At 69.6% G+C, this 15,551-nt stretch carries 14 protein-coding genes; 4 read left to right on the top strand and 10 right to left on the bottom strand.

Annotated elements, in window-relative coordinates:
- The coding region (locus B1729_RS14110) for an amidohydrolase (RefSeq protein ID WP_239539653.1) at window positions 1-1,196 on the bottom strand (1,196 nt) is incomplete at its 3' end.
- Window positions 1,197-1,337: 141 nt separating this feature from the next.
- On the opposite strand from B1729_RS14110, the gene B1729_RS14105 reads away from it, so the two are divergent.
- The 3 genes from B1729_RS14105 to B1729_RS14095 all read left to right on the top strand — a co-directional run bounded on the left by B1729_RS14105 (window position 1,338) and on the right by B1729_RS14095 (window position 5,347).
- A complete protein-coding gene (locus B1729_RS14105) occupies window positions 1,338-2,333 on the top strand; it encodes an Lrp/AsnC family transcriptional regulator (protein WP_163618730.1) in 996 nt (331 codons plus the stop codon).
- 148 nt (window positions 2,334-2,481) lie between these two features.
- Window positions 2,482-3,720: an MFS transporter gene (locus B1729_RS14100; RefSeq protein WP_239539652.1), complete on the top strand. Its 1,239-nt coding sequence runs from the start codon at window positions 2,482-2,484 to the stop codon at window positions 3,718-3,720.
- A gap of 118 nt (window positions 3,721-3,838) precedes the next feature.
- Entirely contained in the window at window positions 3,839-5,347 is a 1,509-nt protein-coding gene (locus B1729_RS14095) for an SPFH domain-containing protein (RefSeq protein WP_163618729.1), read from the top strand.
- 50 nt (window positions 5,348-5,397) lie between these two features.
- Here B1729_RS14095 and B1729_RS14090 read toward each other — a convergent pair whose 3' ends face one another.
- The 6 genes from B1729_RS14090 to B1729_RS14065 all read right to left on the bottom strand — a co-directional run bounded on the left by B1729_RS14090 (window position 5,398) and on the right by B1729_RS14065 (window position 11,110).
- The gene (locus B1729_RS14090) at window positions 5,398-6,642 is read right to left on the bottom strand and encodes a sigma-70 family RNA polymerase sigma factor (RefSeq protein ID WP_163618728.1); all 1,245 of its coding nucleotides are present in this window, start codon (window positions 6,640-6,642) and stop codon (window positions 5,398-5,400) included.
- Between the two features lie 111 nt (window positions 6,643-6,753).
- On the bottom strand, window positions 6,754-7,140 hold the full coding sequence (locus B1729_RS14085) for a YciI family protein (RefSeq protein ID WP_163618727.1): 387 nt from the start codon (window positions 7,138-7,140) through the stop codon (window positions 6,754-6,756).
- Window positions 7,141-7,261: 121 nt separating this feature from the next.
- Window positions 7,262-7,969, bottom strand: a complete 708-nt coding sequence (locus B1729_RS14080; protein WP_163618726.1) for a VOC family protein — start codon at window positions 7,967-7,969, stop codon at window positions 7,262-7,264.
- A 95-nt stretch (window positions 7,970-8,064) separates the two neighbouring features.
- Window positions 8,065-9,003: a DUF1214 domain-containing protein gene (locus tag B1729_RS14075; protein WP_163618725.1), complete on the bottom strand. Its 939-nt coding sequence runs from the start codon at window positions 9,001-9,003 to the stop codon at window positions 8,065-8,067.
- Window positions 9,004-9,053: 50 nt separating this feature from the next.
- Window positions 9,054-9,710: a response regulator transcription factor gene (locus tag B1729_RS14070; protein ID WP_163618724.1), complete on the bottom strand. Its 657-nt coding sequence runs from the start codon at window positions 9,708-9,710 to the stop codon at window positions 9,054-9,056.
- Window positions 9,707-11,110, bottom strand: a complete 1,404-nt coding sequence (locus B1729_RS14065) for a histidine kinase (protein WP_163633333.1) — start codon at window positions 11,108-11,110, stop codon at window positions 9,707-9,709. Before B1729_RS14065 ends, B1729_RS14070 begins: the two co-directional genes overlap by 4 nt.
- A 109-nt stretch (window positions 11,111-11,219) precedes the next feature.
- On the opposite strand from B1729_RS14065, the gene B1729_RS14060 reads away from it, so the two are divergent.
- On the top strand, window positions 11,220-11,900 hold the full coding sequence (locus B1729_RS14060) for a DedA family protein (protein WP_163618722.1): 681 nt from the start codon (window positions 11,220-11,222) through the stop codon (window positions 11,898-11,900).
- A gap of 55 nt (window positions 11,901-11,955) precedes the next feature.
- Here B1729_RS14060 and B1729_RS14055 read toward each other — a convergent pair whose 3' ends face one another.
- The 3 genes from B1729_RS14055 to B1729_RS14045 form a co-directional block, all read right to left on the bottom strand.
- Window positions 11,956-12,645, bottom strand: coding sequence for a hypothetical protein (locus B1729_RS14055; protein WP_163618721.1), 690 nt, complete (start codon window positions 12,643-12,645; stop codon window positions 11,956-11,958).
- Window positions 12,646-12,881: 236 nt separating this feature from the next.
- Entirely contained in the window at window positions 12,882-13,580 is a 699-nt protein-coding gene (locus B1729_RS14050) for a response regulator transcription factor (RefSeq protein WP_163618720.1), read from the bottom strand.
- The gene (locus B1729_RS14045) at window positions 13,580-15,403 is read right to left on the bottom strand and encodes a histidine kinase (protein ID WP_163618719.1); all 1,824 of its coding nucleotides are present in this window, start codon (window positions 15,401-15,403) and stop codon (window positions 13,580-13,582) included. Before B1729_RS14045 ends, B1729_RS14050 begins: the two co-directional genes overlap by 1 nt.
- Window positions 15,404-15,551: the final 148 nt, after the last annotated feature.

The raw sequence follows: 15,551 nt of genomic DNA, 5'->3' as shown, positions 1-15,551 counted from the left end.
GGGCGCTCGGCGGTGCGGTGGAGCAGGTCGGCGCGCAGGGCGCCGTCCAGGGCGACGTCGAGCACCGTCCACGCGAGGATCGTGGCGGCGTCGATGACGGCCTGGTCGGCTGCGGGGGTGGCCGCAGCAGCGGTGAACTCGGGGTTGTGGGCGGGGCCCGTCTGCCCGAGGAAGGCGATGGTGGGGTGGATCGAGGGCACGACCTGCGACACGTTGCCCATGTCGGTGGAGCCGCCGCCCATCTTCGCCGCGCCGATCGTGCGGCCGCGCGCCACGAGGTTGCGGTCCCAGAAGGCGCCGAGCGATGCGTCGTGCTTGACCGGCGCGTACGGGTGCTCGGTCGCCGACCACTCCCAGCGGCATCCTGTCGCGATGGCGGCACCCTCGAAGCACGCGAGCACGCGCTTCTTCATGTCACGCCACACGTCGGTGTCGTACGCGCGCAGTTCGACCTGCACGACGGCACGGTCGGGGATGATGTTCGTCGCCTCACCGCCGTGCGAGACGTAGGCGTTGAGATTCGTGTCCTTGGGCAGTTGCTGGCGGAGGAAGGCGATGGCGGTCTGGGCGATCGCGGCGGCGGAAGCCGCGTTGAGGCCCTGCTCCGGCATGCCCGCGGCGTGCGCGGTCCTGCCGTGGAAGACGACCTCGAACCGATCGACGGCTGTCGCACTGAAGGCCGTCGCCGAGATGTCCTCTCCGGTCATGCCGTGCACCATGAGCGAGAAGTCGACGTCTTCCCACGCACCGGCGAGGAGCATCGCCACCTTCCCGCCGCCGTGCTCCTCCGCAGGCGTGCCGAGCAGCTTGACCCGCAGGCCTGCCGCGTCGGCCAGCGGCGCCAGCGCGAGGGCGGCGCCTACTCCCGAGGCGGCGATGACGTTGTGCCCGCAGCCGTGGCCGATGCCGGGAAGCGCGTCGTACTCGGCGCAGATCGCGACCGTCAGGTCGCCGGTGCCATACACGGCCTCAACGGCGGTGGAGACTCCGTACGCCCCGATCTCGACGTCGAAGCCTGCCTCCTCGAGGGTGCGGGCGACGAGGGCTGCGGCCTCGTGCTCCTGCCACGACAGCTCGGGGTTCTCGTGGATCGCGTGGCTCAGGCCGATGAGCTCGTCACGGCGTGATTCGACGCCGTCGGCGGCATGGCGCTTCAACTCGGTAAGGGTGACGGCGTCGGTCGTGATGAGACTCACGATGGTCCTTTCGTCGGTGCGATCGATGCGGCAATGGTGCGCCTGGATATGTTTCGAACACATGAACCTGCAGGATTTCTGCGTGGAATGCGCTGCTTGTGCGTCACAATTGCGTCAACGCACCGACCAGGAAGGCCGCCCGTGCAGGAGATCACCCTCGATCAAATCGATCGACGGCTCGTCCACGCACTCCAGATCGAGCCGCGTGCGAGCTGGAACGAGCTCTCCCCCGTGATCGGCGTCGACGCCAGCACCCTCGCGCGCCGGTGGGCACGGCTGCGCGAGGAGGGCATCGCCTGGGTCACGGGGCATCCCACCCTCGGGCAGGTGTCGATCATGGAGATCGACTGCGAACGGGCGAAGATGGATGCCGTCATCCAGGAACTGCAGCGCGACCCCGCGGTCTACGTCCTCGACGTCACCTCCGGGTCGCGCGATCTCATGGCCATCGTCTTCGCGCCCGACATCGCGGGGCTCTCCGACTATTCGCTGCACCGCCTGGGCCGGCTCGACGGCGTCCGGTCGGTGCGCACGCACCTCGTGAACGAGACACTCATCGACGGCGCGAGCTGGCGGCTGCGCGCGCTGGAGCCGGCCGAGGCCCAGGGTGTCCGCCCTCCGAGGCCGCCGCGAGCCCGTGCGGCGCAGCGCGTGCCCGACGACCTGCGGGAGGCGATCGAGCGCGAGGTGTGGGCGGACGGCCGCGTCCCGATCGCGACGATCGCCGAGCGCAGCGGGTTCGCGCCGCAGCGTGTTGCGGACGCGCTCGCGACGCTTCGCGCGAGGGGAAGCCTGCGCTTTCGCACCGACATGGCGCGCGCGGCATCCGGCTGGCCCATCTATGCCTGGTACTTCGTCGAGGCTCCGGCGCAGGTGCTCGAGGTCGCCCGCACCGCCATCACGTCCGTGCCCGAGGTGCGGCTCGCGATCACGGCGGCCAGCCGCTACAACCTCATCCTGGCCGTGTGGCTGCGGCGGCTGGCCGATGTCAATCGGTTCGAGCTCGCCCTCGAGAACGCCCTGCACGGCGCCCGCATCGGCGACCGCGCCGTCGTGCTGCGGATCGCGAAGCACATGAACCAGACCGTCGGCGCCGACACCCGCGCGACGGGGTTCGCCGGCCCCGCCACCGCCTAGCGGAGCGAGGGCCGGCGGCGGCGACCCCCGTGGACGGCTTCCGCCAGGAGGGATACTGTCGCGGTGTCAGCCGAAGATCCCGTGGAAAAGAGGCGGTGCCGCCATCTCCAGGACCAGTTCCGCGCCATCGCTGCCCACTCCACGCCGCGTGCAGGGCACGTATTACACACTGCTGCTCGGCAACACCCTCGCCGCATCGTTCATCTGGGGCATCAACACGCTGTTCCTGCTCGATGCCGGGCTCACGAACCTCGAGGCGTTCTCGGCGAATGCGTTCTTCACCGCCGGAATGCTGATCTTCGAGATCCCGACGGGCGTGGTAGCCGACACCGTGGGGCGGCGAGCCTCGTACCTGCTCGGCACGATCACGCTGGCGGTGACGACCGTCATGTATTGGATGCTGTGGGTCTGGCAGTCGCCGTTCTGGGCGTGGGCGGTGGTGTCGGTGCTGCTCGGGCTGGGCTTCACGTTCTTCTCGGGTGCGGTCGATGCCTGGCTCGTCGACGCCCTGAAAGTGACCGGCTACCAGGGCAGCCTCGAGACCGTCTTCGGCCGCGCGCAGATCGTGGGCGGCGTCGCGATGCTCGCCGGGTCGGTACTCGGCGGTGTGCTCGCACAGCTGACGAACCTGGGCGTGCCGTTCCTGGTCCGCGGCGGCATCCTGCTGGTGATGTTCGTGGTCGCCGCCCTGCTGATGCACGATCTGGGCTTCCAGCCGGATCGCAGCGAGCGTCCGCTGCAGGCGACCCGTACGGTCCTGCGTGCATCCTTCCGCTATGGCCTCGGCGATCCACCGGTGCGCTGGCTCATGCTCACGAGTCCCTTCACCGCGGGCGTCGGCATCTACGTCTTCTACGCCATGCAGCCGTACCTGCTCGAACTGTGGGGCGACGAGGAGGCCTACTCGATCGCGGGGCTGGCGGCCGCTCTCCTTTCGGGGGCTTCGATCGTCGGCGGCCTGCTCGCCCCGCGAGTGCGAAAGCTGTTCCGCCGTCGCACATCGTCGATCCTGCTGGCGACCGTGTCGAGCGCGCTCGTGCTGATCGGGCTCGGGCTGGTGCGCGACTTCTGGTTCGCGCTGGTGCTGGTGGCCCTCTGGGGCGTCGCCTCGGCGATCGACGACCCGGTGCACCGCGCCTACCTCAACGACATGATCCCGTCGAAACAGCGCGCGACCGTGCTGTCGTTCGACTCGCTGATGGGTTCCGCCGGCGGGGTCGTGTTCCAGCCGGTGCTGGGCCGAGCGGCGGATGTCGGAGGGTACGCCTCGTCGATGCTCTGGAGCGGGGTGATCTCGGCGATCGCGGTGCCCTTCGTGCTGCTGAGCCGGGCGCAGCGGTCGCCCGCCGACCCGGCGCGTGAGGTCACCTCCGACGCCGAGGCTTAGCGGGTCGCGAGACGCCGCGGCATCCACAAATCGGCGGCCCGGGTGCACCGGCAGGCAGCGCTGCCCATAGATTCGAAGCATGGCCCGCAATCGGCGGGCTCAACCTGGAGAATCCCCCATGGATCTGTTCGGCCTCATCGGCATCGCTGCAGCTGTCGGAGTCGTGCTCGTCGTCGCCCTCATCGGCTTCATTCTGTTCCGCGCGTGGTACCAAGTGCCGAAGGCCGACGAGGCCATCGTCATCGTCGGCAAGAAGGCGCGCGACAGCACCGAGGGCGAAGCCAACAAGATGACCGTCATCAGCGGTCGCGGAGCATTCGTCAACAAGCTGACGCAGCGCTCCGACAAGGTCTCGCTGCGTTCGCGGCAGATCAAGTTCGAGCCGACCGCGCAGACCATCAACGGCGTCACGATCGACCTCACCGGCGTCGCCCTCGTGAAGATCGGCTCGACACCCGACCAGGTGCGCCGCGCCGCCGAGCGCTTCGCATCGCAGGACGACGCCATCGTCGTCTTCACGACGGAGCAGCTCGAAGGCGCGCTGCGCGGCGTCGTGGCGAAGCTCACCGTCGAGCAGGTCATGCAGGATCGGCAGAAGCTGAGCGACGAGATCGCCCAGGGCATCTCGGGCGACCTGCTCGCACAGGGTCTGGTGCTCGACTCGTTCGCCATCCAGGGCATCACCGACAAGAACAACTACATCTCGGCGCTCGGCGCCAAGGAAGTGCAGCGCGTCAAGCGGGAAGCCGATGTCGCAGAGATCGACGCCACGCGCGAGGTGAAGAAGCGCCAGCTCGCCGCCGACGAGGCGAACCTGATCGAGCAGACCGCGCTCGACAAGAACACCGCCGCCGCCAAGTCGGAGGTCGGCCGGGCGAACGCCCAGGCCGAGCAGGCCGAGAACCTCGCCCGTGCCGAGGCCGAGCAGGGTGTGCTGCTCCAGGAGGCCAACAACACGCAGGCTCGACTGGATGCCGAGGTCAAGAAGGTCGCCGACGCCGACAAGTACCGGCAGCAGACGCTGGCCGACGCCGAGGCCTACCAGCAGCAGATCGCGGCGGACGCCGAGGCGTACAAGCGCGAGAAGAACGCCGAGGCCGACCGCAAGGTCGCTCAGGAGCGCTCGGATGCCGATGCCTACGCGGTGAAGGCCCAGGCCGAGGCGCGTGAGGCGTCCGCCTCCGCCGAGGCGGCGGCCGTCCGGATGAAGGCCGAAGCCGAGGCGGCCGCCGTGCGCGTGCAGGCGGAGGCCGAAGCGGAGGCGATCCGCCTTCGCGGCAACGCCGTTGCGGAGGCCGTCGCCGCCGAGGCGGCGGCCCTGCGCGAGAACCAGGACGCGATCCTCGCGAAGGAGATCATCGGTCAGCTGCCGCAGCTCATGGCGGAGTTCGCCAAGGGGTACGAGAAGGTCGGCAGCATCACGCTGATCGGCGGCGACAGCGCGGCATCCCACCTGGCCCGCGAGCAGTCGACGAGCCTCACGGCGACGTTCGAGAGCGTCAAGGCCGCCACCGGTCTCGACCTCGGGGCCGTCATGCAGGGCCGCGCCTTCGGTCGCGGTGTCGCCGAGGGAACCGCAACCCACGTGACCACCACCGCCGTCGACCCCGAGCCAGTCGTCGGCTGAGCGTCGTCACACGTCAGCGCCCGCCTGCGATGCAGGCGGGCGCTGTCTGTTCACCCCACGAGCTGGTCGCGACGGCGGGCGAGGTATGCCCGCTCGGCGGCGTTGCCGGCGAGTCGGATGGCTCTGTCGTACGCCGTCCGCGAGTCGTGGCTTCGCCCGACCCGCCGCAGAAGGTCGGCGCGCGCGGCGTGATATGCGTGGTACTCGGCGAGCGCCTCGCCGAGTCGGTCGATCTCGGCGAGTGCGACGTCGGGGCCGTCCACTTCGGCGACCGCGATCGCGCGGTTCAGCCGCACGATCGCGGAGGGATCGAGGGCAATCAGGCGGTCGTAGAGGGCGACGATCTGCGACCAGTCGGTGTCGCGCGAGGTCGGGGCATCCGTGTGCACGGCGTTGATCGCGGCCAGGAGCTGATATCGCCCTGGTGGCTCTGCACCGGCGGCGACGGCGGCGATCCGCTCGCGGACGAGGCCGTGACCCTCGACCACCAGGGTCCTGTTCCACGCGCCGCGGTCTTGCTCATCCAGGGTCACCAGCTCACCGGTGCGGGACACGCGCGCGGTGCGGCGTGCGTCCGTCAGGAGCATCAGCGCGAGGAGGCCGGTCACCTCCCCTTCATCCGGCAGGAGCGTGCGCAGGAGGCGGCCCAATCGGATCGCCTCGTCGGTCAGGTCGGCGCGCAGCGGGTCGTCTCCCGCAGTGGTCAGATAGCCCTCGTTGAAGATGAGGTAGATCACGGCGAGCACCCCGGCGAGCCGCTCCTGGATATCGGTCGCCGACGGCACCCGGTAGGGAATGTGCGCTGCCTTGATCTTCGCTTTCGCGCGCGTGATCCGCCTCGCCATCGTGGTCTCCGGCACCAGGAAAGCGTGGGCGATCTGCGCGACGGTGAGTCCGCCGAGCAGGCGCAACGTCAGCGCGATGCGGGCCTCCGTGGCGAGCGCGGGATGGCAGCACGTGAAGACCAGCCGAAGCCGGTCGTCCTCGACCGGTCCGGTCGGCTCGGGTGGATTCTCGTCCGACAGCATCAGTGCAGCCTGTTGTTTGCGGTCGCGATGGGACTCTCGACGCAGCCGGTCGATCGCCTTGCGCGTTGCGGTCGTGGTGAGCCAGGCGCCGGGGTTGGGTGGCACCCCGTCGCGCGGCCACCGCTCCACGGCGGAGACGAATGCCTCGGCTGCAGCGTCCTCGGCGAGGTCCAGATCGCCGAAGCGACGGGCGAGACCCGCCACCAGCCGCGCCCACTCCTCGTGGTGTGCGCGGCTGATGGCCTCCTCGACAGGGGTTGGGGTCATGAACCCAGCAGAGCGTGGGCGGATGCCGCGGACCGGACGAGACGCGCTTCGACGGCGCCGGCCGCAAAGCGCTCCGCTGGTCCGATCGCGGACGGCCGGTCTCGAGCCACGTCACTCACTCGCAGGCGATTGCCGTTCGATGATCTCCGCGAGGCCCGACGGGAACCGGTGCACCTCCTGGGGCCAGTCCAGCGAGATGGCCAGTCGCCCGGCCCAGTATCGTGCGGCCTCGTCGTCCGGCACCTCGACGACAGTGAACCCGCCGAGGTGCTCCTTGCTCTCGACGAACGGCCCATCGGTGAAGACGGGCTTCCCGTCCTTGCTCACGACGCTGAAGATCGCGGTCGAGGCATCGATTCCCCCCTCCGCGAAGAGGAAGACGCCTGCCTCCGTCATCTCTTCGAGCACAGCTTTCGAGGCCTCGCTCTTGCGGTGCAGTTCGTCGGGGGTGTGCTCGGGCACCCACTCGTCGTTGAATGCGATCAGATACTTGGGCACTGTCGTCTCCTCTCATCGGGACGAGAGCCATGTCGTGGCTCCTTCGTCGCGGCGGCCCGAACGGGTCGCACACCAGATCCACGAACGGCAACGATCGGATACGACACTATCCCTGAGACATTCACGCCTTCTTTGCGGCGGACACGTCCACGCACACGACTCCGGTGTTGCCGTCCTGGTCGGCGATCACCGTGAGCTCTGGCGCGTTGCTGTCATCGACGACGGTCCCCCCTGCCGCGACGGCGTCCACGATGCGTTGCTCGGCCACCTCGGGCGCGACATAGACCTCGATGTGCAAGCGCTGACGCGGGGCCTCCCCTTCGTCGGCTTCCCCGAACCACAGGTTCGGCACTCGCCCTGTGGCGTCTCTGATCTCGTCGCTGGGAGACCCGCGGCCCTGCGAGTCGGCGCTTCCGGTGAGGAGTGCCGCCCACACCGGGGCGATGGTCGCCGAGCGTGCCGTGTCGAGGCCGAGTTCGATGTGGCTGACCGCTGCAGGGTCGGCGGCGACTCCGTGATCGGCGGCGATCTCGGAGATCCGTCGCGCCAGCATCACGTCCTGCTGGGTCACCCATTCGACGACGTGTTCGGTGCCTTCACCGTCGCGGTAGATGGCATCGTCGCTCACCAGCTTGAGATCGACGTACCCCGCCCCCATAGACACCTGCGGGTGGTGGCGGAGCGCGTCGCCCGCCTCGCCCACCGCGACGACGAACAGTGCGCCGCTCGTGAAGTCGTCGACCCGGTATCGGGCGTGCAGCCCCTGCGCCAGCTTGCGCCAGTCCGTCAGGTCGGCTGCGGCGATCTCTCCGCCCCCCAGCATGTCCATAGTCGCGAAGCCTAGCTCTGGATTGATCGCAGCGGCAGGGCGGAGTTCACCGCTTCGCCCGTTCATCCGCACCGATCCGAGTGCGCGTTCGGGGTTCAGGTGCTCAGTGTGGGGAAGGTCCACTCCCCGTCGAGGATCTCGGGGCGCGGGCGATAGAGCCGGACGAGGTAGTTCCAGCCCTCCGTGATCGGAAGGGCGTTGGGGACGTCTGCGGGGTAGTCGCCGAAGCGGACGGTGATGCTGCCGTCGTCGTTGCGCACGCCGGTGATGTTGTTGATCGTGTACGCGGCGCGCTCGTTCGGCTCGAAGAAGCCGGCGGCGTTGTAGACCGAGATCGACCAGAACCCGTCGGCCGGGACATCCCCCACCGTCAACTCGTACCGCCCGACCGGAAGCCGCGGGTCGACGCCGATGTAGCTCGCCTCCGCGGAAGGCAGCCCGCCCCATCCGGCCGCCGTGCCGATGAGGTGCCGCACGGGATCCACCTCATCGCGGGCGCCGAACATCCGGTCGAAGCCGGTGAGATTGCGGGCCAGCGCGAGCAGGGCGTCGCGCGTCTCGTCGAAGGTCTCGGTGTCGTACTCAGGCATCTCGAACGGCTGGCTGGAGCGGGCTTCCAAGCCGATGCCGTCCTGGATCACCCGCACCTCGGCGAGGTCCGCGGGGTCGTTGGGGTCGGCCAGGATTCGGACGGCGACCACCACGTGTGGTGTGCCGAACCGGTCCAGCGAAAGCTCGTACTCGCCGGCGTCATGGAAGACGGCATCCACGTAGTGGTGCTCGTTGACCACCATGGCCGAGAGGTATCGCTCGCCGTGCTCGGGAATCGTGAGCGTCGCCCCGGCACTGATGTCCACGACCGCGAAGCTGTAGAGCGTGTCACGGTTCAGGCGGATGACGGTCTGCTTGTCGACCGCGGCCGGCTCGCGGTTGTGCAGAAAGCGGTTGACGCCTCCGACATTGGACTGCAGGTCGTGCATCATCCGGTGTGTTTCCGCGCGAACGAAGGTATCGGCGTTGACGAGGGTGCTCATGGGTTGATCCTGCCACGCGGCCTCCCGCTCGTCGGACAGCGGATGCCCGATCATTCGGCCGCGACGATGCCCGCCCGGTACGCCAGCACGGCGGCTTCGACGCGGTTGCGCACGCCGAGCTTCGCCAGGATGGTGCTGACGTAGCCCTTCACCGTGCCCTCGACGAGGTGCAGCTGCGTGCCGATCTCGGCGTTCGAGGCTCCCGCGCCGAGCAGAGCGAGCACCTCGCGCTCACGATCGGTCAGGGTAGCGGCAGACTCGCGGGCCTCCGCGCTGCGCGTGCGGTCGCCCTCGCGGTACGGCGCGATGACCCGGCGCGCGATGTCCGGGGAGAGGTACGCGCCGCCCTCCGAGACCGCGCGAACGCCCGCGATCAGTTCTCGGGGATCGGCGGCCTTCAGCAGGAACCCCAGCGCGCCGCCGCCGAGTGCTCGCTCGATGTAGTCGTCCTCACCGAAGGTCGTCAGCATCACGATCCGGGTGCCCGGCACGGTGGCCGCGATCTCTGTGGCCGCACTCAGGCCGTCGAGCACCGGCATCCGGATGTCGAGCACGGCCACATCGGGACGGTGGCGCTGGGTGCCGTCGATCGCTTCGCGGCCATTCGCGGCCTCGAACACCACCTCGATCTCAAGGTCGGATTCAAGGATCGAGCGCACGCCCGCGCGCATCATGGCCTCGTCGTCGGCGATGAGCACCCGGATCATCGCGCCTCCAGCAGGGTCTTCTCGACGAGCACTCCTTGATCGAAGCACAGGCGATACGTCGCATCGGTGAAGTGCAGCCAGCCGTCGCGCGCGGCGAAGTACTCGCACTCCGTTCCGTCGGGCGACGGCGGCTCGGCGACGATCGGCACCGGGCCCGGGGTGCCCGCCGGCAGAAGCGGCGCGAGCGCCGCCCGCGTCGCGCCCAGCTCGATGCTCTCGTACAGCTCGGACGTGACCGCGGTGTGCGCGAACGTGATCGCCTGCACGACGGCGAAGCCGACGAGGGCGAGCCCGAGGATCACGGCCGGGACGATCGTCGCCTGCCACACACGTCGGCGGGCAGCACGCGCGTTGGTGCGCAGCGCCGGGTCCGCGGCATCCATGGATCCGTGCGCGACGGTCTCGGCGCGCATCGGCGCCCGCAGCCTCAGCTCGAAGCCGCCGCCCGGCGTCGAGTCCGCATCGATGGACCCACCGAGCAGCTCGGCACGACGACGGAGGCTCGGGATGCCGTGGCCGCTGCCCTGCGCACCGGTCTCGGTGGACGCCGCCGAGCGGATGGACACCGTCACGCCGTCGGCGTCGGACCGCCCGACATGGATCTCGACCGCGGCGCCGGGTGCGTGCCTGGCCGCGTTCGTGAGGCCCTCGCGAACTGTGCGCACGGCCAGCTCCGCGATCAATGGATCCGCGGCCGCAACGAGCGCGTGGTCGATGGCCGCCTCGACGCTCATCCCGGCATCCCTCGCCCCGGCCACGAGCGCAGCGATGCCCTCGCCGCCGACGGGGTCCAGTCGACTCGGGCCGTCTTCGGGCCGCGTCACCCGCACCACATCGCGCAGACGGTCGCTCGCCCGCACGGCGGCCTCGCGCAGCGCGCGGAACTGCTCACGCTGCGCGGGACTGAGATCCCGCCCGAGCTCCAGAGCTCCAGCCTGCACCGCGATCAATGCCAGCTCGTGGCCGATCGTGTCGTGGAGGTCGTCCGCGATGCGCCCGCGTTCGTCGGCCTGCGCGCGGTCGGCGAGGATCGCGGCATCCGATTCGCGCTGCTCCTCCCGCAGCATCCGGTACCTGCCGAACCACCAGGGAGCCACGACTGTGAGCAGCGCGATGAGTACGCTCGCCATCCAGTCGCCGAGGGGCGCGGTGCCGGGCAGCACGTAAGAGATCGGGAGCGAGGCCGCCAGCACGACGGAGAAGGCGACCACGGCCGACACGAGCCCGACCATGTGGCGTCCCGCCAGGTAGCCGGCGACCGCTGCCGGGATCAGGGCGAGCACCAGCGCAGAGTCGCCCCACCGGGCCAACGGCAGCGCGATCGACGTCGCGAGGAGCAGGAGCACGACGCCGACCGGCGTGGGCCACGACCCTCGCAGGGAACGACCGGCACGGAGCATCCCCCCATCGTAGGAACGCAGACCCCTCCCGCAGGACTGACGAAAGTAAGGTGCAGTCCATGCTTCGGTCGGCTGTGCCGGCCTCTGCCCCGTTCGTAGCGTCGCAGGCATGGACCTCCTCGCACTGCTGACGACCCTCGTGACCGACCTCGCGGCATCGCCGTGGGTGTACGTGGTCGTGCTCGCCGTGTGCGTGATCGACGGGTTCTTCCCGCCGATCCCGAGCGAGACGGTCGTGGTCGGCGCGGCCACGGTCTCGGTGGTCACGGGACAGCCGAACCTGCTGCTGCTCATCGGCGTGGCTGCCGCAGGCGCCATCATCGGCGACAACATCGCGTATCAGCTCGGCCGGGTATTGGGCACGGACCGCTTCCGCTGGATGCGCACGAGGCGCGTCACCAGCGCGGTCGAGTGGGCACGCCGCGGGCTGGACCGGCGCGGTGCGCTCCTCATCTTCACCGCGCGCTACATCCCGGTCGGCCGGATCGCGGTGAACATGACTGCCGGTGCGACGGGCTACCCGCTTCGCCGGTTCCTGCCGCTCTCGATCGCCGCCGGCATCACCTGGGCGGCATACTCGGCGGTATTCGGGATCGTTGCCGGGCAGTGGCTGCACGACCAGCCGCTGCTGGCCATCGTGCTCGCGATCGTGATCGCCGCGGTGATAGGGGCGGTGGTGGATGCCGTCATCCGCCGCATCCTCAACCGCGAGGCGCGTCCGGTCGGCGCGGTACTGCCCGACAGCGAAAGCCCGCGGGTCACCTCGGCGGCGCGTCCCGGCGCTGTGTGACGCGTGTAAGCGCGAAAACACCCCGGGGCACCCGGGGCGTTTTCGCATACTGGGCTCAGCCGGCAACCCGAGCTGTCTCGGCCGTCGCGGCATCCGCGCTCGCGTCGGTGACGGCGCCGCGGACGAGCTGCACGCTCGCCCAGAGGCACGGGATCAGCATCGTCACCCCCCCGAGCACGGTCGTGTCCACCGGGAGCGGCACGAAGCCGACCAAGACGGGCAGCGCGAACAGCAGCGGAACGACGATCGGCACGATCCGGCTGCGCCACAGTGCGAACACCAGGAGCGGAAGGGTGAGGAAGAAGCCGACGAGGCCGACGAGCAGCGGCACCCCGAACGCCGGACTAGCCGAGAGTGCGACCACCTGTGAGACCGCCGCGTCCGTGTCGGTCGACGAGATCAGAATGGTCAGCGTGGCGAGTTCGAATCCCAGCACCAGGAGGAGGACGACCGCCGTGACCATTCCGGTGATCAGGCCGATCGCGCCGAGTGTGCGTCCTCGACCACGTGCGATCGTGCAGCCGCCGATTCCCACCGCGGCCGCCATGAGGATGGCCGAGCCGAAGATCTGCAGGCCCAGTGCCAGGTACTCACCCCCCGTGCCTTCGGCGATCGCTGTGAATTGATCCTCGGCGGTCTCGTAAGGTTCCGGGTGCAGCAGCCCCGGAAGCACGAAGATACCGAGCGGGGCGAGCGTGATCCCGATCGCTCCCAGCCAGCGCAGCGCCACATCAAGACGTCGCATGATTGCCACCTTCCACGTAGTTTGCGGTGCACCGTCGGTGCGAAGCCCACGATGCCCGCTGCCGCGCGGGCCGCACATCCCACGAGACGCGGTCCCTCGCGCACCGGAAGTCCTCATCGGCTCTCGCGAAGTCGTAGCCTGTGGTCCGACTTCGGTCTGACGCTCCCGTCGTTGCCGGCCGCACTGTCAGCGGGACGACACCGGCGGGGGCGGACTTCGTCCCGTCTTCGGCTCGTTCAACGAGCGGGGGGCGAGTCGTCCCTGTGCACGACCGCCGGCCGCATGAGACCGCAGTCGTACGCGAGCACCACCGCCTGCACACGGTCACGCAAGCCCAGTTTCGCCAGGATGCGCGTGATGTGGGTCTTGACGGTCGCCTCGCCCATATAGAGCTGAGCGCCGATCTCGCTGTTGGACAGCCCCCGCGCGATCGCCTCGAACACATCGAGCTCGCGCGGCGTCAGGCTGGCGAGTCGGTCGGGCACGCCATCGACGGGCGGTGGCTGACTCACGTAGGACTCGACGAGCCGCCGTGTGACCGAGGGGGCGAAGAGCATCGCTCCGCTCAGGCACGCCCGGATGGCGGCGGTGAGATCGGCCGGCGGCGTGGTCTTCAGGAGGAACCCGCTGGCTCCAGCGCGCAGCGCGCCGACGACGTATTCGTCGAGATCGAACATCGTGAGCATCACGACTCGCGCCTCGGGCCGGGCATCGATGACCGACCGGGCCCCCTCGATGCCGTCGATGCCCGGCATCTGCACGTCCATCAGGACCACGTCGGCACGAGTGGCGACCGCCTCACGCGCGGCCGACGCGCCGTCGGAGGCCTCTCCGACGACCCGCATGTCGGGTTCTGCGTCGATGATGGCCCGCAGTCCCCCACGGATGAGGTGCTGATCGTCCGCGATCAGCACGCGGATCGGAGAGTCCGCCATCAGAGCCTCGCGACAGCGTCGGCCGAGAACACCGCTTCGACGAGGAATCCCTCGTCTGTCCACCCGGCTCGGAAGGTTCCGCCCACGCCCTCCACGCGCTCGTCGAGACCGGTGAGCCCGAAGCCCGTGGTCTCAGAACTCCGAGAGGGTGGATCTGCGCGACGCACCCCGTCGTCCTTGACGCCCACACGCACCTCGTCGCCGGACCACTCCACCCGGATCCGCACGTTGCGTGCGTTCGAATGCCGCACGATGTTCGTGAGACTCTCCTGCACGATCCGATAGACGACGTCGTCGAGGTTCGGGGGGACCGGCGTCCGCTCGAGCGAGATCTCCAGTCCTGTCTTGCGCATCCGATCCACCAGGCTCTGCAGCGGCTCACGAGGAGCTCTGGCCAGCCCAGGGCCCCCGATCGCGCCGGAGTCGAGCAGATCGAACATCACCTCGAGTTCCTTGAGGGTGTGCTCAGCGGTTTCGCCGACAGTCTTCAGGGCATCCCGCGCGGCCGCCGGATCGCGCTCGCGCAGCGCGGACGCGGCCGAAGCCTGCATCACCATGACGCCGACAGAATGGCTCGCGACATCGTGCAGCTCGCGGGCGATCCGCAGGCGCTCCTCGCGGCGGGCTGTTTCGACCCGCGCGTCCAGATCCGCGCGGAGCCGGTCGGCTTCGGCAGACGCGGCCCGGGCGGCCCGGTCCTGCGCCGACCACTCGAGTCCCGCGAACGCCGGCAGCGCGATCACTGCGAGGCAGAAGAGGCCGTTGCCCGGTTCATGGAGGTCGAACCATCCGGCTGACGCGGCGGCGAGTGCAGCGAAGATCAGCCAGAGCAGGGGCAGCCCCGCCGTGCCGACAGACCAGGCCAGCAGCACGATGCAGAGCAGGCTCGAGACGCCCGGCAGGACCCCGGCCAGCAGTCCCGAGACGACGCCAGCCGTCGCCACGATGCACGCGATGGTGCCGAAGCGCCGCCTGGCGAGCACGCAGGCCGGCAGCACGAGGGCAAGGGCCCATGCGAGGGGACTCGGCGGTTGCCACGCCTGAAACGACAGCTCCAGGACTCCTCCGACAAGCAGCACCGCCGCGAGCACGATGTCGATCGTGCGAATGCCCGCGGCGGACGGCGTGCTGGAGTGCTTGGGGTTGGGCTCCGACCGGAGGATGCCCAGCAACCAGCGCAACTCGGTCACGGCCTGCCTGCCCCGCCTGCTCACCGACTCGATCAGTGCCGGGTCCAGATCGATGCGGGCGGCAGCAGCATCCGACCTCATGCCTTCTACCGCGGCCCTGAGCAGTCCCAGTGACTGTCCGCCGAGCCGGGCGCGCTCGTCTGCGACGATCCGCGCAGCCACGGCCGCGGCATCCGTCGCTTGCAGTTCTGCCGCAGACGCCTGCGCGCGGTGCGCACTCTCGGCGCGCGAGTGCACCACCCGGCCGTACGCGAAGACGGATCCCGTGAAGACGAGGGCGAAAGCCACCGTGCTCTGATTCCACGCCTCCATCGAGGCGATCGGAAACGTGAGAGCGACGAGCGCACCACGCCAGAGTGGAGCGTAACGCCCGAGGTAGTAGACCCCGATGAGAAACGGTGCCAGGTAGGGAGCGCCGTCGGGGGTCAGGCCGGTCAGATCGAGGAGCAGGAAGAGCGCCGACAGCACCACTCCGGCGGTCAGCGGCCGCTGAGGCAGCACCATGATCAGCGCCGCCGTCGCAACGGCGATGGGCAACGCCCAGAACGTGGTCGGCAGGAAGAACGCCCCGACCGGGATGCCGCACAGCGCGCCGACGACGGCTTCCACGAGGGACGGGCGCCGCAGCCACATGGCGGGAGACTACGCCGCGAGCGCGTTCGGCGCATCAGACCCGGGTCGGACACGGCCTACGACCAGACGCGCACCCCGTCGAGACCTCCGCCCCTCAGAACCACTGCCGGGATGGATGCCGTGGCCCTGCCCGCGAGAGACGATCAGC

The organism is Microbacterium sp. B35-04, assembly GCF_010634885.1.
In the GTDB taxonomy this organism is placed as follows: domain Bacteria; phylum Actinomycetota; class Actinomycetes; order Actinomycetales; family Microbacteriaceae; genus Microbacterium.
The sequence above is the reverse complement of the archived record's forward strand: the minus strand, read 5'-3'. Positions and strand labels throughout refer to the sequence as shown.